The organism is Thalassospira profundimaris, from assembly GCF_003326795.1.
Lineage (GTDB): Bacteria > Pseudomonadota > Alphaproteobacteria > Rhodospirillales > Thalassospiraceae > Thalassospira > Thalassospira profundimaris_C.
This window is the reverse complement of sequence record NZ_JPWI01000009.1, coordinates 154,118-176,008: the sequence shown is the minus strand read 5'-3', so window position 1 is coordinate 176,008 and position 21,891 is coordinate 154,118. Positions and strand designations below refer to the sequence as shown.

General features: G+C 53.4%; 19 protein-coding genes. 12 read left to right on the top strand and 7 right to left on the bottom strand.

Annotation, left to right across the window (positions count from 1 at the left end):
• Position 1: 1 nt before the first annotated feature.
• On the bottom strand, positions 2-1,024 hold the full coding sequence (locus TH30_RS14665) for an ABC transporter substrate-binding protein (RefSeq protein ID WP_114098845.1): 1,023 nt from the start codon (positions 1,022-1,024) through the stop codon (positions 2-4).
• Positions 1,025-1,295: 271 nt separating this feature from the next.
• Between TH30_RS14665 and TH30_RS14660 the strand changes: the two genes are divergently transcribed.
• The 9 genes from TH30_RS14660 (at position 1,296) to TH30_RS14620 (ending at position 12,592) form a co-directional block, all read left to right on the top strand.
• Positions 1,296-2,015, top strand: a complete 720-nt coding sequence (locus TH30_RS14660; RefSeq protein WP_258548736.1) for an ATP12 family chaperone protein — start codon at positions 1,296-1,298, stop codon at positions 2,013-2,015.
• A 266-nt stretch (positions 2,016-2,281) separates the two neighbouring features.
• On the top strand, positions 2,282-4,123 hold the full coding sequence (locus TH30_RS14655) for a sensor domain-containing protein (RefSeq protein WP_181850308.1): 1,842 nt from the start codon (positions 2,282-2,284) through the stop codon (positions 4,121-4,123).
• A 309-nt stretch (positions 4,124-4,432) separates the two neighbouring features.
• A complete protein-coding gene (locus TH30_RS14650) occupies positions 4,433-5,965 on the top strand; it encodes an acyl-CoA carboxylase subunit beta (protein ID WP_114098842.1) in 1,533 nt (510 codons plus the stop codon).
• 27 nt (positions 5,966-5,992) lie between these two features.
• Complete coding sequence (gene accC / locus TH30_RS14645; RefSeq protein ID WP_114098841.1) at positions 5,993-7,993, top strand: acetyl-CoA carboxylase biotin carboxylase subunit; 2,001 nt, start codon at positions 5,993-5,995, stop codon at positions 7,991-7,993.
• Positions 7,994-8,140: 147 nt separating this feature from the next.
• Positions 8,141-9,889: an ATP-dependent nuclease gene (locus tag TH30_RS14640; RefSeq protein WP_181850306.1), complete on the top strand. Its 1,749-nt coding sequence runs from the start codon at positions 8,141-8,143 to the stop codon at positions 9,887-9,889.
• A 215-nt stretch (positions 9,890-10,104) separates the two neighbouring features.
• Positions 10,105-10,839: an HAD family hydrolase gene (locus TH30_RS14635; protein ID WP_114098839.1), complete on the top strand. Its 735-nt coding sequence runs from the start codon at positions 10,105-10,107 to the stop codon at positions 10,837-10,839.
• A complete protein-coding gene (locus tag TH30_RS14630) occupies positions 10,832-11,215 on the top strand; it encodes a DUF1244 domain-containing protein (protein ID WP_220150326.1) in 384 nt (127 codons plus the stop codon). Before TH30_RS14635 ends, TH30_RS14630 begins: the two co-directional genes overlap by 8 nt.
• Before the next feature lie 30 nt (positions 11,216-11,245).
• The gene (locus TH30_RS14625) at positions 11,246-11,560 is read left to right on the top strand and encodes an acylphosphatase (RefSeq protein ID WP_114098838.1); all 315 of its coding nucleotides are present in this window, start codon (positions 11,246-11,248) and stop codon (positions 11,558-11,560) included.
• A gap of 177 nt (positions 11,561-11,737) precedes the next feature.
• Positions 11,738-12,592 carry a 5'-nucleotidase, lipoprotein e(P4) family gene (locus TH30_RS14620; RefSeq protein WP_114098886.1) on the top strand — a complete coding sequence of 285 codons (855 nt, stop codon included), beginning with the start codon at positions 11,738-11,740 and terminating at the stop codon, positions 12,590-12,592.
• A gap of 63 nt (positions 12,593-12,655) precedes the next feature.
• Here the strand turns inward: TH30_RS14620 and TH30_RS14615 are convergent, their stop codons facing one another.
• The 6 genes from TH30_RS14615 to amrB all read right to left on the bottom strand — a co-directional run bounded on the left by TH30_RS14615 (position 12,656) and on the right by amrB (position 19,054).
• Entirely contained in the window at positions 12,656-13,405 is a 750-nt protein-coding gene (locus TH30_RS14615) for a DUF4336 domain-containing protein (protein WP_114098837.1), read from the bottom strand.
• Positions 13,406-13,444: 39 nt separating this feature from the next.
• Positions 13,445-14,857: an FAD-binding oxidoreductase gene (locus TH30_RS14610; RefSeq protein WP_114098836.1), complete on the bottom strand. Its 1,413-nt coding sequence runs from the start codon at positions 14,855-14,857 to the stop codon at positions 13,445-13,447.
• A 13-nt stretch (positions 14,858-14,870) separates the two neighbouring features.
• Complete coding sequence (locus TH30_RS14605) at positions 14,871-15,866, bottom strand: L-threonylcarbamoyladenylate synthase (protein WP_114098835.1); 996 nt, start codon at positions 15,864-15,866, stop codon at positions 14,871-14,873.
• Positions 15,867-16,293: 427 nt separating this feature from the next.
• Entirely contained in the window at positions 16,294-17,109 is an 816-nt protein-coding gene (gene cysQ / locus TH30_RS14600) for a 3'(2'),5'-bisphosphate nucleotidase CysQ (RefSeq protein WP_114098834.1), read from the bottom strand.
• Positions 17,110-17,202: 93 nt separating this feature from the next.
• Positions 17,203-17,592: a DUF2750 domain-containing protein gene (locus tag TH30_RS14595; RefSeq protein WP_114098833.1), complete on the bottom strand. Its 390-nt coding sequence runs from the start codon at positions 17,590-17,592 to the stop codon at positions 17,203-17,205.
• The gene (amrB, locus tag TH30_RS14590; RefSeq protein WP_114098832.1) at positions 17,585-19,054 is read right to left on the bottom strand and encodes an AmmeMemoRadiSam system protein B; all 1,470 of its coding nucleotides are present in this window, start codon (positions 19,052-19,054) and stop codon (positions 17,585-17,587) included. Before amrB ends, TH30_RS14595 begins: the two co-directional genes overlap by 8 nt.
• Before the next feature lie 623 nt (positions 19,055-19,677).
• Between amrB and amrS the strand changes: the two genes are divergently transcribed.
• From amrS to TH30_RS14570, 3 genes are all read left to right on the top strand, one after another.
• Complete coding sequence (gene amrS, locus TH30_RS14580; RefSeq protein ID WP_114098830.1) at positions 19,678-20,775, top strand: AmmeMemoRadiSam system radical SAM enzyme; 1,098 nt, start codon at positions 19,678-19,680, stop codon at positions 20,773-20,775.
• Between the two features lie 21 nt (positions 20,776-20,796).
• A complete protein-coding gene (locus TH30_RS14575; protein WP_114098829.1) occupies positions 20,797-21,195 on the top strand; it encodes a (R)-mandelonitrile lyase in 399 nt (132 codons plus the stop codon).
• Positions 21,196-21,429: 234 nt separating this feature from the next.
• The gene (locus TH30_RS14570) at positions 21,430-21,891 is read left to right on the top strand and encodes a GNAT family N-acetyltransferase (protein WP_147252012.1); all 462 of its coding nucleotides are present in this window, start codon (positions 21,430-21,432) and stop codon (positions 21,889-21,891) included.

Here is a 21,891-nt window from a genome sequence, read left to right as displayed (position 1 = left end):
CTTACTTGATTTTACGGTCTTCTGCGCCCGGCATGAAAACGTCGGTGAAGACGTCACCAACGGTCGGCTTGTTTTCAAAGCCGAATGCGAGTGCGACCTGATCAATTGCCTTGGCCATACGGTCGGTTTTGACCATGCCCATGCCATTTTCAAGGGTGTCCGGGGTGACGACGTTTTCATCAATCGCCATCTGAAGGCGTTGCAGCTCCAGGGCCGGGTCGATCAGCGGATCGACTTCCTTAAGGGCCTCGATTGCCGATGCCGGATCGGCAATTGCCGCACGCCAGCCTTTGACAACACCGCGCAGGAAACCGCGCAGTTCTTCGGCGTGGTTTTCCATCATGTCAGGCGATGCAAGAAGGCCATTGCCATAGAAGTCCATACCGAAATCCTTGTATTGGAAAACGGTCAGGTCATCCTTGGTAACGCCCTGTGCCTGAAGGTTGAGGATCGAGGTGAAATAGTGGCCGGAAATCGCATCGACATCGCCACGTACCAGCATCGGTTCACGCAGCGGCGGATCCATGCTTTCCCAAGTTACGGCATCAAGTTCAAGACCGGTTGCCGAAGCAAATGCAGGATAAAGCTTGCGCGATGCATCAAAGACCGGGGCGCCGAGTTTTTTACCAATCAGGTCTTCCGGCTTGGTGATGCCCGATTTCTTGAGCATGAACAGCGAGAAGGGCGGGCGGTCATAGACCATGAAGATCGACTTCATGGCACGATCCGGGTTCGATGCATTGAATTCAACCAGCGAGTTGATATCAGCAAGCGACACATCATAGGCACCGCTGGCAACACGGGTGATCGCACCGACCGAGCCGTTGCCCGAGTCAATGGTCACATCCAGACCTTCTTCATCGAAATAGCCATTTTTCTTGGCCAGAAGATACGGTGCTGCCGGACCTTCGAATTTCCAGTCGAGCGAGAATTTGATCGCCATTTCAGCCATGGCTGAATGTGCGCCAAGTGCAACCGCAGCACCGAGTGCTGCACCCAAGAGCCGGTTTGTAAAAGTCGTCATTTGTTAAGAAGCCTCCTGTTTTGGGTCGATTATGCCGACCCTGCAACCGAATAATCCCCTGATGACACAGCAATTCGTATGCCATGTCGCGAATGCGCCCGCTTTGTTGCGGATTTGTAATCTTCATCAAGCAGAGTAGAGTTGTTTATTATTTGGTCAATGGGGTAAATTGATCAAAAATTATACAGAAATTATTGATAATCGCCCAAACTGCAATCTGATGCGGTGAAAAGCCCTTGCACAGCGCGCCGCTTTTAGGCATATGGCGATCATGCTTACAAAAACGATCAATCGCTTCTATAAAAAAGCCGAAGCTGCTGCCGATGACAGTGGTTCGGGATGGCGCGTGCATCTTGATGGTCGCGCGGTAAAGTCACCTGCAAAGGCAGAATTCCTGCTGCCTTCTGAAATTCTGGCGCGCGAAATTGCTGCTGAATGGGATGCGCAGGGGGAAAAAGTTCAACCGGCGACCATGCCGATCATGCAGCTGGCTGCAACTGCCATTGACCGGGTGCGTCCGCACCGCGATGCGGTTATCGCCGAACTTACCGGCTATGGCCGGTCTGACCTGTTATGCTATCGGGCATCATTTCCCAAGGACCTGATCGAACGTCAGGCCAGGGTATGGCAACCGCTTCTTGACTGGGCAAAGTCCGATCTTGATGTTGCGCTTGCCGTGACTGAAGGCGTAATGCCGATCAGTCAGGATGATCAATCGCTTTTGCGTTTGCAGGACCATGTAAAAAGCTTTGATGACTATCATCTGACCGCCTTGCACAGTCTGACCACGGTATCGGGTTCCGTGGTCATTGGTCTTGCCGTGATGAAGCGCGAGATCGATGCGCAGCACGCCTTTGAATGCGCGATGCTTGACGAAGAATACGCGATTGAGCAGTGGGGAGATGATGCCGAGGCCGTGGCACGATGTGAGCGCCACAAGTCAGAATTGCTGGCAACCGGCCGATATCTGGAGTTGCTGTCTGGCAACTGACACCGGCCGAAACATTTCAGAGATTTCACAAGAAAAGGGGCAGGAAACTGCCCCTTTTCTTGTTTTGGTGTTTCGGCGCTTTTTTACACGCGTGGTTATGCTGGAAATCAATTAGTGCGCACTCTCCAATGGTATAAGTGATGGAAGTGTATTATATACCGTAGTATTAGTTTCTTTGTTCTGTCGCATATGTGGTGGAACGTGGGTGAGGAATGAAAACAGGCCGATCAAAGCTGGTCTGGACTGATTTGAAGGCAACGATCCGAATGACGCCTGCTGCAAATATGAAAGCACAACAGAGCCAGTTACGCGGTGGAGATTCATCGCGCGATGCCGAGCGACGCTACAAGCGCCTTCTTGAAGCATTGGCCGAAGGTGTGGTTGTTCATGATGCTTCGGGCGCAATTGTCGAATTTAACCATGCGGCCCTTTCGATCCTTGGCCTCACGGCGGACGAGTTAACCGGGGTCACGCCGATTGATCCGCGATGGAATTGTGTGCATGTCGACGGATCTCCTTTTCCGGGCGAAGATCATCCGGCGGCAAAGGTTATGGCGACCCACAAAAGCCAGGCCGATATCGTGATGGGGGTTAATCAGCCAGATGGCTCGTTTTCCTGGATACGGATCAATGCCGAACCGTTATTTAGCGAAGACAACAAAAGCTTTGATGGTGTCATCGTATCCTTTGCCGATATCAACGCGTTGAAAAAGGCCGAAGTGGCCATTCAGGAACGCGAACGGCTCTATCGCCAGATGTTCAAGAATACGACAGCGGTCAATTTGCTCATTGATCCCGCTGACGGGCGTATTGTTGATGCCAGTAATGCGGCCAAGGCATTCTACGGGTTTGAGGATGACGGTCTGATCGGACGTACCATTCTTGATCTTAATGTGAATGGTAGTGGTGAAGTCAGAAAACATATTATCGATGTTCTGGAAAAAGGAGCGGCAAGTTTTGATGTGCAGCATCGGCTGGCCAACGGATCCTTGCGTGACATCCAGATCCATGCCGGCCTGATCGAACTTGACGAGCGCCAGTTTATCCATTCAACCAATTTCGATGTGACAGATCGCAAAAACTATGAGCAACAGCTGGTTGATGTGAACCATGCCCTGTCAAGCGAACGTCAGCGCCTTGATGAAATCATTTGGGGGACCAATGTCGGGACCTGGGAATGGCACGTCCAGATCGGGGATGTTCGTTTTAACGAAAGATGGGCCGATATCATTGGCTATCGTCTTGAAGAGCTGGGCAATACCAGCATCGAAACATGGATTACCTATTGTCATCCGGACGATCTTGAACAGTCCAATACGCGGCTTGAACGGGTTTTTGCCAGACAGGACGAGTATTACGAATGTGAATGCCGGATGCGCCACAAGGACGGACACTGGGTCTGGGTTCTTGACCGTGGTAAGGTTGTGGAATGGGATGATGCGGGCAAACCGCTTCGTATGTCGGGCACGCATACCGATATCACACCGTCCAAAGCGGTTGAGGAAGAAATCAGACGTCTTGCCCAAACCGATCAGTTGACCGGTCTGGCCAACCGCTATCAGTTCAATACAATGCTTTCGCAGATTGTGCAGCTAAACCGCCGTTATAAAAAGAACGTGGTTTTGATGTTGCTCGATCTTGATTACTTCAAGGCTGTTAATGACACATACGGTCATCCGATGGGCGACAAGCTTCTGATCAGGGTTGGCGAAATCATCAAGACCCATTCGCGTGGCGCAGATGTTGTCGCCCGGCTTGGCGGGGATGAATTTGCGATTATCCTGCCGCTGATTGAAAAAGTGACCGATGCCGCAATACCGGCCAGCCGGATCATCGAGGAAATTTCAAAGCCCCATATCATTGACGGCCAGACAATCCGGGTTGGTGCAAGCATCGGCATAACAACCTGTCATGATGGCGAAAGCAATCCGGAGCTGATTTACAACGATGCTGATCGGGCGCTTTATCGTGCCAAGGAATGCGGGCGGAATAAATATTGCTTCCACAAGACGGGCGTCGCGGAAAGCTGCGAAGAATGTGATAAGCTCTTGTGCGGCGACAGTTTGTCATCACTCATTCATGAGATGGCGGCAAAGCGCGAAGCATAGTGATCGGGGTTGATGAAGTTGTGCTGCCCCGGATTGTTGATGAGGGGGCGGTTGCTTTTGGCGCTGCTGAACGGGTAAATCGCGGTTTCTGATGAAGCTTGCTTGCGCCCACCTCTAGACTTTAGTCCAGCTTCTTCTCACATATCACAATGACGCTAGGGAAATCAGGCCTTTGCGGTCGATTTTGGCATGAGACCAAACTGTCAAAAATAATTGGCATTCCAGTACCGAATAATGCTATTTCATTCTCAGGACGCGCACATTGGGCGAAATGTGCAAAACGCCCGTTCACAGCAAGGAAAACGCAAGATGCAAGAAATCATCGCCAAGCTCGAAGCGAAACGCGCCGAAGCCGCCATGGGTGGTGGCCAGCGACGCATTGATAATCAGCACGCCAAAGGCAAGCTCACTGCACGTGAACGTCTTGATGTGTTGCTTGATGAGGGTTCCTTCGAAGAATGGGATATGTTTGTCGAACATGATTGTGTGGATTTCGGCATGACCGAAAACCGCATCCCGGGCGATGGTGTTGTCACCGGTCACGGTACGATCAATGGTCGGCTTGTTTTTGTGTTTTCGCAGGACTTCACCGTGTTTGGCGGCGCACTTTCCGGGGCGCACGCGCGCAAGATCGGAAAGATCATGGATCAGGCGATGAAGGTCGGTGCTCCGGTTATCGGCCTGAATGATTCGGGCGGTGCCCGTATTCAGGAAGGTGTCGAAAGTCTTGCCGGTTATGCCGATGTGTTCCAGCGCAATGTCGAGGCATCGGGCGTTATTCCGCAGATTTCCCTGATCATGGGGCCTTGTGCCGGTGGTGCTGTTTACAGCCCGGCCATGACCGACTTCATCTTCATGGTCAAGGACAGCTCCTATATGTTCGTGACGGGGCCCGATGTGGTCAAGACCGTGACCCACGAGGAAGTCACCCACGAACAGCTTGGTGGTGCGTCAACGCATACATCGGTTTCGGGCGTTGCCGATCTGGCCTTTGACAATGACGTTGATCTGTTGCTGCAGACCCGTCGTTTCATGGACTTCCTGCCGCTGTGTAACAAGGAAGACCCGCCCGCCCATCTGTGCGAAGACCCGATCACGCGTGATGATTTCTCGCTTGATACGCTGGTGCCTGAAAACCCCAACATGCCCTATGACATGAAGGAGCTGATTGCAAAGATCGTCGATGAGGGCGATTTCTTTGAAATTCAGCCTGACTACGCCAAAAACATCATCATTGGCATGGCGCGTATGGATGGCCGTACCGTCGGTGTTGTCGCCAACCAGCCGATGGTTCTGGCCGGTTGCCTTGATATCGACAGTTCCAAAAAGGCCGCGCGTTTTGTACGGTTCTGCGATGCCTATAACATTCCGATTGTCACCCTTGTTGATGTGCCGGGCTTCATGCCGGGCACCGCACAGGAATATGGCGGGATCATCAAACATGGTGCCAAGCTTCTTTATGCCTATGCCGAGGCAACGGTGCCAAAAGTCACCGTGATCACGCGCAAGGCCTATGGCGGCGCCTATGACGTTATGGCGTCCAAACATCTGCGCGGTGATGTCAACTATGCCTGGCCGACCGCGGAAATTGCGGTGATGGGGCCAAAGGGGGCTGTGGAAATTATCTTCCGGTCTGACATGAATGATCCGGCCAAGATCGAAGCCCGCACCGAGGAATATCGCGAAAAATTCGCCAACCCGTTTGTCGCGGGCCGCAAGGGCTTTATCGATGATGTCATTATGCCGCACGGCACACGCCGCCGCATTTGTAAGGCGCTTGGCATGCTGCGCAACAAAGACATCAAGAACCCGGAAAAGAAACACGGCAACATTCCGTTGTAATCCGCCAAGACATATTGGGAGACATCCATGTTTTCGAAAATCCTGATTGCCAACCGCGGTGAAATTGCCTGCCGTGTGATCAAATCAGCCCGCAAGATGGGCATCAAAACCGTCGCGGTTTATTCCGATGCGGATAAAGCTGCCCTGCATGTGCAGATGGCTGACGAGGCCGTCCATATCGGTCCGGCCCCGACCAACCAGTCCTATCTGATCATCGACAAGATCATCGAAGCCTGTAAGGCAACCGGTGCCGAGGCCGTTCATCCGGGCTATGGTTTCCTGTCGGAAAATCAGGCCTTCGCCAAGGCCCTTGATGCCGCCAATATCGCCTTTATCGGCCCGCCGAATGGTGCGATTGCCGCCATGGGTGACAAGATTACGTCCAAGAAAATTGCCGCAGATGCCGGGGTTTCCACGGTTCCGGGCTATATGGGGGTGATCAAGGATACCGACGAGGCCATCAAGATCGCCAACGAAATCGGCTATCCGGTGATGCTGAAAGCATCCGCGGGCGGTGGTGGCAAGGGCATGCGTATCGCGCGCAATGACGCCGAATGCCGCGAAGGCTTCGAACGTGCAACGTCGGAAGCTGCAAGCTCGTTTGGTGATGACCGTGTCTTTGTCGAAAAATTCGTCGAAGAACCGCGCCATATCGAAATTCAGGTGCTGGCCGACAAGCACGGCAATGCGATCTATCTCGGCGAGCGTGAATGTTCCATTCAGCGCCGCCACCAAAAGGTCGTTGAAGAAGCCCCGTCACCCTTTATCGATCCGGCAACCCGCAAGGCCATGGGCGAACAGGCCGTGGCACTGGCACGTGCGGTGGATTACTGCTCGGCCGGGACCGTGGAATTCATCGTCGACAAGGACAAGAATTTCTACTTCCTTGAAATGAACACCCGTCTTCAGGTCGAACATCCGGTGACCGAACTTGTCACCGGGCAGGACCTTGTCGAATGGATGATCAGGATCGCCGACGGGCAGGAACTGACCCTTAAACAGGATGACGTAACCATGACCGGCTGGGCGATGGAAACCCGCGTCTATGCCGAAGACCCGTTCCGCGAATTCCTGCCATCTACCGGGCGTCTGGTGAAATATCAACCGCCCGCAGAAAGTGCGACGGTGCGCGTTGATACCGGCGTCTATGAAGGCGGCGAGATTTCGATGTATTACGATCCGATGGTCGCAAAACTGATCACCTATGGGGAAACCCGTGATCAGGCGATTGCCGAAATGCGTAGCGCCCTTGATGCCTATTACATCCGTGGGATTTCCCACAACATCCCGTTCCTGGCCGCTGTCATGGCCAATAAACGGTTCCAGGATGGCAATATCACCACCAACTTCATTGCCGAAGAATATCCCGACGGTTTCTCGTCTGATGATCTTCCCGATGAAGATCCTTCGACCCTGATTGTTGTCGCCGCCTACCTTAATCAGCGTTATGCCGAACGCAATTCCGGTATCACCGGGCAGGTCAGCGACCACCCGATCAAGGTTTCCGAAAGCTGGGTTGCGGTCAGCGGCGATGAGCACACCCCGTTTGATATCGAGTTTGATGGTGTTAACGGCGATTACATTGTGGCCATCGGTGATCGCAGCTATGGCGTGGTGTCGGACTGGAAAATCGGTGATCCGATGTTTGTCGGTGAAATCGATGGTGGATTGGTCTGCGTTCAGATCGATATCGAAGGTATTGGCTTCCGCCTGTCGTCAAACGGTGTTCAGCGCAGCTTCAAGGTCCTTCTGCCCCGCGTGGCAGAGCTCCAGAAACTGATGCCGTTCAAGGCGCCGCCAGACATGTCTAACTTCCTGCAATCGCCGATGCCGGGGCTTTTGGTCAAGGTATCCGTGACCGAAGGCCAGACGGTTCAGCCAGGACAGGAGCTTTGTATCCTCGAAGCCATGAAGATGGAAAACGTGCTGAAGGCCGAAAGCAAGGGCGTGGTCAAAAAGATCCATGCCGAGCAGGGTGCAAACCTCTCGGTCGATGCCATCATCATCGAGTTCGAAAAAGACGAATAAGCCACCTGATCCCTCAAGGGTGATGCTTGTCATGGCGCCAGCAATATGAATGTTGGCGCCATTTTTGTAACTGCTCGGACGAGTAGGATCAATTAGCTATCTGTCATGTTAAGTTGCCGACACAATTTAGATGAATTGGAGTGTGTCGTGAAAGTAGCAGGTATGCATGTAGCTGGATTCCGTTCGATTGCATCGAACGGAGTGTACGTATCTTTCCTTGATGGGGATGCAATCTTTGTCTTTGGAAGGAACAATGCAGGGAAAACAAGTATTCTCAAAGCGTACGAGTTTTTCTGTAATGCGAAATCAAAACCACAACGATCCGATTTCTATAACTTCATGCATGGAGATGCGCTGGATATCGAGATTGAGCTCATTTTCAGTGTGAAAGATGGTGAAGATAGACAAAAACTAGCCGATGGAAATTTAGAAAAGTGGATTTCTCCAGACGGATTTGTACGTATCAGGAAGGTGTGGTCTGAAGTGGGTGGCCAAGGTGTCAAGTACACCTACGATCCGAGAGCTGATGCATTCGTCAAAGGTGGCTTTGGCGGCTTTGATACACTGGTATCTCATTATGCGCCTACACCAGTTTATATCCCTCCCGTAGCTACAGAAGATGACCTGAAAAAGATCGTTGGGGATATTCTTAAAAAGCACATCGCGCAGAAACTGAAAGACGAATGCGGTGAAATTCTAGATCGTGCGGATGCTGCTTTTCGCGAACTCGAAGAGGCTGTTTCTGTGATGGATGAAACAGCAAAAGTGAACACGCTTGCGAACGAGTATTTTCAAAAGATATTTCCAGATCACGCATTGAAAATCAGCTCGGCAAACGCGGGAGACGGACGTCTTGAAACACTGCTTAGCAAGAGCTTTGATGTAACAGTAGTCAATGAGCGCTTAGCTGAAGAACAGCAACCTCTATCTAGTCAAGGCGATGGAGTTGTTCGTCAGGCAATATTTAACTTCATCGGTATTGTAAAAAACAGAGAATTAATTGAGGGCTTTGCCAATGGGGGTGACCGTAAGGGATTCCTTATATTGTTTGAGGAACCAGAGGTCTATTTGCATCCATCTAAGATGCGTTTGATGAGGGAGAAGCTTTATAGCATTGTTACAAATTCGCCGTTTCAATTGCTATGCGCTTCTCATAGCCCTCAACTTATTGACTTGTCGAAGAAGCATACGTCGCTCGTCCGTATTACAAAAAATGATGAGATCACAGAGTACTATCAGGCAGGGGAGCAACTATTCGCACCTGATAAGGACGCTAAAGACTTTATGCACATGTTGATGAACTTTGATCCGCATATTTGCGAAGTGTTTTTTGCTGACAATGTGATCCTAGTAGAAGGTGATACAGAAGCTATTGTTCTTCGGAGCTTACTAGAGGATAGCGAAGAACATCGAGAAGTATTTGTGCTAAACACTGGCACAAAAAACAATATTCCTTTCTTTCAAAATGTACTTACCCATTTCGGAATTAAACACACGGTAATTCACGATGCAGACTTGCGCTACCAATATAAACACGGACAAATCTCGAGAAAGGGTGATGGTGAGCCGAAGGCAAATTCAGCTTGGACATTAAATGCTAAAATCTGGGAAAACATTGTTGCAAGTAACAGTCAAAAAGAAGGTTTGGCTCGCAGGTATGTTCATATCGTGGATTTTGAGTCCGCTCACGGTTATTCGTATGATGCTAATGAAGGAAAGCCATTCTCGGCATTTAAGTTTGGCAAGCTACTAGACAAAGGAGGCGATCAGCCAGTTGTCCAGTTCTCACGTGACATGCTGAAAGAAGTTAGTGATTTGGATGAAGCAAGCCAAGAGTGGATAGAGGTTAACGTTGACGAAGAATATTGGGCTAGGGTCAAAGGCCTTATTTCCTGAAAAACGGGTGATAGGCGCTGGCGATTAATTTGCTGGCGCCTTTTCTGTTAATCTGATCACGCCGCCGTAGTTTCAACCCCTTTCACTGTGCATTTGCGAATATTAAATACAGATAACGGGGCTTTACTGCGGGTTTGCACTGCCATATGGTCGCAAATCGAGGCTGTAATTCCCGATGAACACGGCCATCCAATAACAAGAAACGAGGCGAAAGAATGTATAAACTGATTGCTTTTGATGGGGATGATACCCTGTGGCACAACGAGCCACTTTTCCGCGAAGCGCACATTCAGTTGCGTGAAATGCTGGGCCATTATGTTGCCCCCGAACAGGTCGATGACCGCCTGTATCAGGCCGAACTGGCAAACCTGTCGATCTATGGCTACGGGATAACCGGCTTTACCCTGTCGATGATTGAAACCGCGATCGAGCTTTCTGATCGCAAGATCAGTGCAGAAGATATTCACAAACTGGCCGAGATCGGCAAATCCATGCTGCGCGCCCCGACCCGTATCATTGATGGTGCGGTCGAAGTTCTGCGCCGTTATGCGGAAAATCCACGCTACAAGGTCGTTCTGATCACCAAGGGTGATCTGATCGCACAGCAGCTTAAAATCGACCGTTCCGGGTTCGAAGACCTGTTTGACGGGATCGAGATTGTCTCGGAAAAGGATCCGCTGACCTATCGCAACATCTTTGGGCGCTATGGTGTCGAGCCCGAAGACGCAATCATGATCGGCAATTCGATGAAATCCGATATCCTGCCGGTCCTTGCGTGTGGCGGGGCTGCGATCCACATTCCCTATGAAATCACCTGGGTTCATGAAATGGTCGACCAGACCGAGATTGAAAACCAGAATGTCGTGACCGCAGAAAGCATCGCCGACGTTCCGGCCATGATTGAACAACTTGAACAACACCGCACTGCTGGGAGTATGGAGCATGTCTGATTGCGCCGGTTCTGAAATGTCAACCGAGGCCGTTCTGGCCAATGGTCCGGCCGCCGACCTTGATCCGCAAACCAAGCTGGAACTCGAAGCTGCGGCCTTTCGCGGTCTTGTCCTGCATCTTCAGGACCGCAAGGATGTTCAGAATATTGACCTGATGAACCTTGCCGGTTTCTGCCGTAACTGCCTTGCCAAATGGTATCTGGCTGCTGCGCGCGACCGTGGCGTAGCGATGGATTATGACGGGGCGCGCGAAGTTGTCTATGGCATGACCTATGACGCATGGAAGGACAACCATCAGGCCCCGGCATCGGAAGAGCAGAAACAGAAATTCGTTGATACTGCCCATCTGCATGCAAAAATTCCGGGTGCCAAGTAACCCGGAAACGCCAAGGCGAGGGAGGTTTTCATGACCGACACACGCCCCGATCCACAGACCGGATCTGGCAACATATCTGTTCATGCCCGGATCGAGGGCAGGGTACAGGGTGTATGGTATCGCGCATGGACCGTCGAGGAAGCCCGCAAGCGCGATCTTACCGGCTGGGTGCGCAATCGCACCGATGGCACGGTAGAGGCGGTGTTTTGCGGTCCGGTCGATGTGGTGCAATCGATGATTACGGCCTGTTACGACGGGCCTCCTCATGCGCGCGTCGACAAAATTCACGAAGAACCCGCACTGGAAGACGGCTTTGACATATTTGAAAAGCGTCCCACGGCCTGAGTGAATTCCAAATATAATCACCGGTTTGGCGTTATTTTCAAACCGCTGGCAAAAGCCTTTTTCCGGCAAGAACTGGAAAAAGGCTTTTTATTTGTCGCAGTGCAGTGGCATGCTGTTGAAATCCTGTCTGCATGGTCAGCATCCATCGGGTCGGGAAATCAACAGGGAGAATATAAAATGACCTTTATCGCAAAATCATTTGGTGTGGCCGCCATTGTGGCGACCAGCGCCCTTTGTGCTTTTGGTGCACAGGCGCAGGAACCTGCACAGAATGACGGTTTGAACGGCACCCTTTGGCTTCAGACCTCGGTCGAATATAAAACGACCGCCATTTCGGTCTATGCCGGTGCGACCCGTCTGCTGGATGCGGCCATTGGCGATCACAGCTGGACCGCAGCACTTGAGCAGGACGGCAACTATATGTCCAAGCCGCCGGCAGTTATTCTGGACGTTGATGAGACGGTTCTGGACAACTCGAAATATCAGGCATGGGTTGTAACCGAGAGCACGCATTACAGCTCCAAAACCTGGGCGAAATTCGTTCATGACATGGTGTCGACCCCGACCCCGGGCGCACTTGAATTCACCAAGGCTGCTGCGGCCAAGGGTGTGGAAGTCTTCTATGTGTCAAACCGCAAGGCACCGGAAGAAACACCGACCATCGAAAACCTGAAAAAATACGGTTTCCCCTATGCTGATGAAAAACACGTCATGTTGCGTGGTGAAGTCGAAGCTTGGGGCTCGAACAAAACACCGCGTCGCAAGGCGGTTGCGGATGACTACCGTGTGATCATGCAATTTGGTGACAATTTCGGCGACTTCACCGACGAGATTGATGGTTCGATCGCAGAACGCCTTGAAGTCATGGACAAATACGCGACCTATTGGGGCGAGCGCTGGTTCATGCTGCCAAACCCGAGCTACGGCTCGTGGGAAGAAGCTGCATTTGGTGGCGACTGGAAAAAGTCGTCTGAGGTCCGTCGTCAGGACAAGCTCAATGCCATGGATCCATGGGCCGGTCCGGGCGAATAAGTCTGCGACTTTGACCATGAAACTGAAAAGGGCGTCCCGCGGGGCGCCCTTTTTGCATTCGATTTATTTCAGGACCCAGCGGAAGGCACGGTTAAGCTCTGCAACTGCATTGGTGTCGTACCAGCGCCCATGGGCAAGAATGACGCGCTTCGGGTTCCAGCCGATCATGGTTTCAACGCATTTGCGCACATGACCACGATGGCCGATAAAGGTTGCCCGCATGTCACGCGGGGCGGATCCATCCGGATCCATGGTTCCGAATAGACGCAGCATGAACCGCCAGAACGGGCTTTTGACTTTTTGCGGTTCGAAATTCTCGATCAGATCGGTCAGGATCAGGGTTTCGGAAGCACTGTGGAAAAAGACTGCTTCGTTCAGATAGCCGCCCCGAACCAGTACCTGTTTGATGTCATCGGCCCAGTCGGGCTCGGCACTGTCAGCCAGTTCACCGTCAAAGCGTACTGATATGCCAACCGATTTGGCACGCTTGATCACGCCGGGCGCACAAAATGCCAGTGCATCCGGATAGGCCTTTTGCCAGTCAGGCACACCGGCATAGTGAATGGTGTTTGATGCAATCAGCCAGGTTACTGTGCCCAGTTGATCGACTGCCGCCTTCAACTGATTGGTAAGACGGATCGGGGAATGCACAAACAGCCTGTTTCCCGACAGGCGCACGATGGTCATTCGCATGGGAAAGGGCATGGAAAACCCGAAATTCTGAAACCCGATCACCGGACCATCAATGATCCAGATATTATCAGCAACCGGTTTGGGCGTATCGAGCGGGGCATAGGTATCGACAGAGAACATGGGGCGTGTCTCCGGTATGGTGGGGTGTTTGTGTAAAGGTTAAACAACTTTACCGGGATTAAACCTGGCATCGGGATCAATCGCTGTCTTGATCGCGCGCAACAGCTTCATTTTTTCGTCGCTGGCATAGTGAGCAAGCTCGTCACGCTTGAGCTGCCCGATGCCATGTTCGGCACTGATCGATCCGCCAAGATCAGTGACAATGTCATGGATGACTCTATTGAGGCTTTCCCAGCGGGCTAGATATTTTGATTTCTCCATGCTGACCGGCTGGCTGAAATTGAAATGGATATTGCCATCGCCGACATGACCAAACGGGCAGGGGCGAATACCGGGGATCAGGGCCTTGGCCGCAGCTATCCCACGATCCAGAAGATCGGGCACGCGCGATACCGGCACGGACACGTCATGCTTGATCGAGCCGCCTTCGAACCCCTGGGCCTCGGGGATGCCTTCGCGGATTGCCCACAGATTGGCGCGCTGTTTTTCCGATTGCGCAATGGTGGCATCAGATGCCAGACCGATCTCGACCGCATTGCTTAAAAGGTCGACCAGAAGTGCTTGCAAATCATCATCAGGGCGTGACGAGGTCAGCTCGATCAGAACATGCCAGTCTGTCTTGGTGGCAAGCGGACGTGTCAGCCCCTTAAGGTAAGTCACCGACATATCATGGGCAAAGCCGCTGATCAGTTCGAACGCGGCAATCGCGTCCCCGGTATGGCGGCGGGCAAGGGCCAGCAGATCAATCGCGCATTCCGGCGATGGCACAGCAAGCCATGCGGTGGCGACATGCTGGGGACGGGCAAACAGTTTAAGCGTCGCCTTGGTGATGATACCTAATGTGCCTTCGGCGCCGATAAACAGATCGCGAAGATCATACCCGCTATTGTCCTTGCGCAGTTTGGAAAGCCCGTTCCAGATGCTGCCATCGGGCAGGACGACCTCAAGGCCAAGGCACAAATCCCGCGCATTGCCATAACGAATGACATTCAAGCCGCCGGCATTGGTCGCAAGATTGCCACCGATCTGACAGCTGCCCTCGGCCCCGAGTGATAACGGGAAAAGAAGGTCATGTCTCGCACAGGCTTCCTGAATGGTTTGCAGGATCGCACCGGCTTCGACGGTCGCGGTAAAATCGCGCTCGTCAATTTCAATGATCGCGTTCATGCGCTTCAGGTTCAAAAGAACCTGTTTGGAACCGGCAACTGCCCCGCCGCATCGTCCGGTATTGCCGCCTTGCGGAACAATGGCAATGTCATGGGCGGCACAGATCGCAACCGCCTTTGCGACTTCTTCGGTACTGGCCGGAAACAGGACAATTTCCGCCTGACCTTTGAACTTGCCACGGGCCTCGGCATTATGCGGTGCCAGAACGTCAAGATCGGTGCTCCAGCCCTTGGGGCCAAGCAGGTCTTTGAGATCATTGATCGCGCCGTCTGGCAAAAAGGGCATGGCGATATCCGTGTCAGGGCGAAGGATGTGGCGCGCGCGGGGCTGCGGCACGTTTCATGCGGTCATTGATCGCAAGTCCAAGTCCGCTATCGGGGATTGGCGCAATCGCAATGCCGTCAAAACGTTTCTGGTCGGCTTCATGAAGTTTGGCAAACAGATTGGCAGCCGCTTCACGGTCATCGCCGGTTCTGGATAACCAAAGAACAGCGTCAAATCCCCTGGTGTTGCAATCGCCAAATGCCAGAAGGATTTCATTGCCATATTTGGCACTGTCGGCGGTTTTTGCATCAAGGCGCACCGGCAGACCCGGCGCATAATGGCTGGTCAGCATGCCGGGGCTTTTGGGTGCGGTATCATCGGTTTCGGCCATGATGACCTCACAGCCAAGAACCTCTGCAACCTGTTCCATGGTAATCCCGCCGGGACGCAACATCACCACCCGATCCGTGGTCAGGTCAATGACCGTACTTTCAAGCCCGACACCACAGGGGCCGCCATCAAGGATCATGCTGATCGCATCGCCAAGGGAATGGGCAACATGGCCTGCTGTGGTCGGGCTGATGCGCCCGGAACGGTTGGCAGAGGGGGCGGCAATCGGGCGACCGACCGCGCGCAACAACTCACGCGCCATCGGATGGGCCGGAACACGTACGGCAATGCTTGGAAGACCTGCGGTGACCAGTTCGCAGACATTACTGTCTTTTTGACGGGGCAGAACCAGTGTCAGCGCACCGGGCCAGAATGCCCCGGCCAGTTTGTCGGCACGGGCATCAAAGACCGCATGCTTTGCCGCCGCGTCGCGGTCGGGAAAATGGCTGATCAGCGGGTTGAAGCTTGGACGCTGCTTGGCGGCATAGATACCGGCAACCGCATCGGCATTGGTGGCATCCGCACCCAGTCCATAGACCGTCTCGGTCGGAAAGGCCACAAGTTCACCGGCGCGCAGTTTTGCTGCGGCCTGGCTAAGGGCACCTTCGGAATAGGGTCGAATGGTCAGTGCGGGTGACATGCAAGTATCCGTGAAAAGACAAGCTACTCAGATACCTAGCGACGATGCGCGCCCATGACAAGGAAGAACGCCGCACGGTTACGTGATGGCAGCCAAAAAAGAATGACATATCTGGAAGGAACTTGGGCCCGAACAGCGCAGAGCCGCCATAAAATGGCGGCTCCAATTTACGCTCTAGCCCGATTTCGCCCCGCGGTGGTGAAACTGGACCGCGTCGCCGTTATTCCGGCGGCTATTTACGTCACCTACACTCAGTGTGGCGATACATTCTGTATATTTCAAAACACGCGAAAAGTCAATGAAACTGCGGTTTTTTAAGGTGTTTTTTCTGCGCCAAAACAAAAGCGGCCTGCCATATGTGCAATGCACAAGGGACAAGCCGCTGATGATGCTGATGAATTCGTCCAGGTCTTTGCGTAGCGGTAAATCAGGCTTGGTATTTCACCGGTACGGACGGGCTGCGCGCGATGAAGAACGGATTGCGAAAATCGTCTTTTCCATAAAGGAATCGCGATCCGTCCATATTTTCGACAACGCCGCCTGCGGCTGCCAGAACGGCATGACCAGCCCCGATATCCCATTCCATGGTCGGACCCAGACGCGGGTAAAGATCGGCTTCGCCTGCGGCGACAAGGCAAAGCTTAAGCGAACTGCCCGCCGGGCGCAGTTCCTTGACCGGAAGATCACCAAGAAAGGCCTTCATGGCTTCGGGATCGCCATGCGAACGCGACCCGACAACAACAACGCCGTCTTCTGGCATATCGCGCACGGTGATGTTGGTGATGGTCGGGTTAACATCGTCCTCGATCAGTTTCGCGCCATCCGGGCCGCCGTAATAAAGCTTTTCAATGGCCGGGGCATAGACCACGCCCAGAACCGGCTGACCCTTGGCAATCAGGGCAATGTTGACGGTGAATTCGCCATTGCGCTTGATGAATTCCTTGGTGCCGTCCAGCGGATCAACCAGCCAGAAAAATTCCGTTTCACCATTCACATCTGGCACATCACCCTTGGCCGCTGATTCCTCGGACACGATTTTGACATCCGGGGTCAGCGCGCGCAGACCCGGAAGGATCACGGCCTCGGCGGCTTCGTCGGCTTCGGTCACCGGGCTTGCATCATCCTTGGAGCGGACTTCGAAATCGGTCTTGTAGATTTCCATCATGGCCGCACCGGCCTTGCGGGCAATTTCGATCAGGCCGTTTTCAAGGGCGTCGGCTTTGGCTGGCAGGGCAATGGTCATTGCGGTCTCGTGCGTTTGCGTGAATATGTTGATTGATGGGGATAGGGAATTTTCGACCCAAGGTCCAGCCTGCACATGCAAATAATTCCGGTTTCAGGATTTCCTGCCGAACTGAACCGTCATCGCGGCCTTAAGCGCGCCAAGCAAATAGGCACTCAATTTATCGGGCCGGATCAAAACCGGCCCCAGTGCCGGTGTCGGGCAAATGCCCGCCATGATGTTTTGGGACTGCCAGTCAGGTATCAGATGCTCAATCACATCAACCAGTGTGATCGCACCGGCAACATGGTTGGTCCGAATGCTTGCCCCCCAGCGTTGCGCGGCATCGCGGGTGGCGAAAAGCGGGCAGAATGTCTGACCCTCATGGGTATGCAGCAACCAGCCATGATGAAAAAGCCCCCAAAGACCTTCCCATTTCCCGACTTCTTGCAGAAATTCCCGATACCGGTTGTCGTTCGGATGTTCTGAAGCGACGTCAGACATCGCGCCAGAAACCGGTTGGCGTTATGTCGCGGGCGGAAATGCCACGGGTGATGAACCGCTGGGCTTGCAGGCTGCCCGACCAGTAATCCATCGGCAATCCGGCCTTGCGTTTCAGGTGGGCTACAAAATCCTTGGGATCGGGCAACTGATCCCAAACCTGTGGCAGGAACAAGCCCCGCCGGTTGCCATCCGACAGGATGATGCCGTCTTCAAACGGCGTCAGCCTGGCAATCAGATCAGCCTCGTCTTCAAACGGGAACGGATGGGGCGGCGACAGGACCGAGATCGACAGTTCAAGATCATCACTGATTTCATCACGTGAAAGCCCGGCAAATCGCGGATCGCGGAATGCGGCCTTGAAGGCGTTCTCACAAAGATCGGTGGCAAGATCGGCGTGCGCAATGATTGATCCGATGCAGCCGCGCAATTGCCCGGATTTTTTAAGCGTCACAAAGCAGGCCCCCGGTGCGGCAAGGGCCGGTGGGACTTCGCTGGTGGAGACATGCAATGGCGCACCGGTATCAAGCCCGTGCAGGATTGATTTGCGGCACAGATCAAGCATGGCGGGGCCATGAGCCTTGATCAAATCCTCGGTCGCCTTGGCGAAATTGTCTTCTGTGGCGTTCGGTCTCGTATCGGGCAACTCGTCACTTTGATAAAGCGCCCATGCGCCATAGCCAACCACACGCGACTTGTCGCCGGTGACATCACCGGAATTACGCATGCCCAATGTTTCGATCCGCATATTGCGGTTCCGCGCGCAAAGCAACATGCCCGCCACCGGAAGCGCGCCACAGGCGTCATCGCTTCCGATACTTTCCGCATCGAAATTCTCGATCATTTTGCGGGTATTGGCATCCATGCGTTTGGCGGTGTCATAATCATGGAAGTGCGACAGGTCTGATGAAATGACAATCAGGGTTTCCGGACCGCCCCACAGCTTTTCAATGACCTCACTGACCTGACGCGGGCTGCATCGGCTGACCAGAAGCGGCACGATGCCGATATCGGCCGTTTCGCCAAACAGGCGCTGAATAAATGGCAATTCGATCTCAAGCCCGTGCTCAAGCTTGTGCGCGTCGTCAAGCATCTGAACCTGTGGCAAAGACAGCGACGTTTGCAGAGCAGGAAGATCGCAGCGCATCGTACCAAGCGGGGTTGCAAAACCATCGGCCTTGGCCAGTGCGATGCCCTGAAACGCCATGCGGTGCGCCGGGCCAATGATCAGGATACGCTTTATCTGCCCCTTAAGGGCGCGCACCGTGGCAAAGCCAAGGGCGGCAAGGTTTCCTGAAAACATCAAACCGGCATGAGGAACAATTATCGCCTTGGGGGTCGCTTTGTTTTGCGTGGCATCAGCATGCAGCGCGGCATCAATCAGCCCGTCAATCTCGCTGCGCAGGATATCAGCATCAGCAGGATAAAAGGTTCCGGCAACGGCAGGGGGGCGGATGATGGTCATAGCTTTCCTCTGATGTACCTGAAAGCCCTTTGAAGCGATGTTTCAGAGGGGTTTGGAATGCTTGGACTCAAATTGGTCCAATGGTACCAAGTATAGTGATATACTCCCTGTTGGACGCTGAATTTATTCCCACAAATTGTGCATTCGCATCTATAGTCGGCGGACCAGTTTTGGGCGTCTTCCACTTTATCAGTTATGACAACGAATCCTTCCTCCGCTTCTTTGTTCGGATTGAAAAACATGTTGCTTGGGTAAAGTTCGCATTGGCAAGCCTCAGTCTCTCTAATGAAGCTCAGTTTCTTCAATGCAAAGTTCAGGTGGTAATCATTAGACAACAAGCCAGGGCCACTGTTCTTAAAGATGTTTTTTGTCTCCTTTCTAATTTTTTTCAAGTGCTCGGAAATTTCGAGAAGCTTATCTCTATCGCGTAACTTTCTAATTTCACAGCTGGCTAGCCAAACTTTGTGAGGGTCACGGGAAAGGAAGTGTTCTAAAATATCCAATGCGTTGTCCTAAAGTTAGATGCTCATTGCAGCAGGAGATTTCTCAGCGACCTTTTGAAAAAGATAGCGATCAGGACTAGATTTTCAAAGAGGAAGCTTTGCCAAAAGAAAGCCCGCGCCATGAATATGACCACCCCGCAGGTCGATACGGTCCCCGCCCGCTATTGGCACCATCTCGACGATGGCCGCATTCAGTGCGATGTCTGCCCGCGCTTTTGCAGGCTCAATGACGGGCAGCGGGGGCTTTGTTTTGTCCGGGCTCGCGAAGGCGATCAGATGGTTCTGACCACTTGGGGGCGGTCATCGGGCTTTTGCATTGATCCGATCGAGAAAAAGCCGCTCAATCATTTCCTGCCCGGAACGCCGGTCCTGTCATTTGGCACAGCGGGCTGTAATCTGACCTGCAAGTTCTGCCAGAATTACGAGATTTCCAAGGCGCGCCAGATGGACAAGCTTTCATCGCTGGCGACCCCGGAAATGATCGCCCAGACCGCCAAGGCGCATGGCTGTTCGTCGGTGGCCTTTACCTATAACGATCCTGTGATTTTCCTTGAATATGCGGTGGATGTGGCACAGGCCTGTCGTGAGTTGGGATTGCGCACGGTGGCGGTTACGGCGGGTTATATCGGGGAGGCGGCACGCGAGGAATTTTTCCGCCATATGGATGCGGCCAATGTGGATTTAAAAGGCTTCACCGACCGGTTTTATCATCAGCTTTGTTCGGCCCATCTTGAGGATGTGCTTGAAACGCTTAGATACCTCAAACACGAAACCGGGGTGTGGTTTGAACTGACCAATCTGGTCATTCCCGGCGAGAATGACGGGGACGGGGAATTTGATGAAATGACCGGCTGGGTGCAGTCCGAACTTGGTCCGGATGTGCCGATGCATTTCAGTGCCTTTCACCCGGACTGGAAAATGATGGATACCCCGCCAACACCGCCCGCGACCCTGATGCGGGCGCGGGACATCGCCACGAAGAACGGCATTCGATATGCCTATGTCGGCAATGTTCATGACAAGGCGGGATCAAGTACCTATTGCCATGGCTGTGGCGGTATCCTGATCGGGCGGGACTGGTATCAGCTATCGGACTGGAACCTTGATGCCCATGGGGCCTGCAAGAATTGCGGCACCCATTGCAGTGGGGTGTTTCAGGCAAACCCCGGAACATGGGGGCCAAAGCGCCAGCCGGTGAAACTGATTTCAAAAACATAATTACAGGAAGGCAGGGACGTCATGGATATCAAACGCGCCGGATCGCAAGCCTCAACCACCGGGTCACCGGAATATTTCACCGGACGGGTGCGGATCGAACCAATCATCAGTGCCGCCGACCCGGCACGGGTTGCCGCAGCCAATGTGACGTTTGAACCGGGCGCACGCACCACATGGCACACCCATCCGCTGGGCCAGACGATTATTGTCACCGCCGGGGTAGGCCGTGCTCAGCGCGAAGGCGGCCCGGTCGAGGAAATCCGTCCGGGCGATATCGTCTGGTTCGAGCCGGGTGAAAAGCACTGGCACGGGGCCGGTCCCGAAACGGCCATGACCCATATCGCCATTCAGGAAAAACTCAATGGCTCGCCAGTCGATTGGTTGGAGCCCGTGACGGATGCGGATTATCTCGGTAAATAAACCGCTGGTCTGACAATTCGGCCCACGCCGTCATTCCGGGCGGAGCAAAGCGCAGACCCGGAATCCATCGCTCTGAGGTCATGGTGGTGCCCGACTGGATCCCCGCCTTCGCGGGGATGACGGCGGTGGAGGCATTACTTAACACCTTACGATTTCGCTGGCACTCTCGCGTCATATCGCTAAATTGCCGCACAGTTTGACGCGGTAGGAAAGAAAGCACACGCAGTGGCCGGGATGAAAATTCGCAAAGCCCGTTTGGGCGATGTCGGGGCAATTTTTGCCATCCGAAGCCGCGTGCGTGAAAACCACCTTTCCGCCTCCGAACTGGCCGAACGCGGCATCACCAAGGCGGCCTTTGGCAAATGGCTTGCCGATGGTTACGGCATCTGGCTTGCCGATCTGGACGGATCGGCGGCGGGCTTTGCCATCGCCATCCCGAGTGAAGCCACCCTTTGGGCGCTGTTTGTTGATCCCGATTTCGAAGGGCGCGGTGTCGGTGCGGCATTGCTGCGCACCGCAGAAGACTGGCTGTTTGCCCAAGGATGTGATGACATCTCGCTTACCACCGGGGCGGATCCGAAAAACCGTGCCCATGGCTTTTATGAAATGCATGGCTGGCACAGCACCGGAGATGTCGAAAACGACGATGTCGAATATATCAAATCCAACCCGTCGCTTTCGCTGTTTGATTTCTAG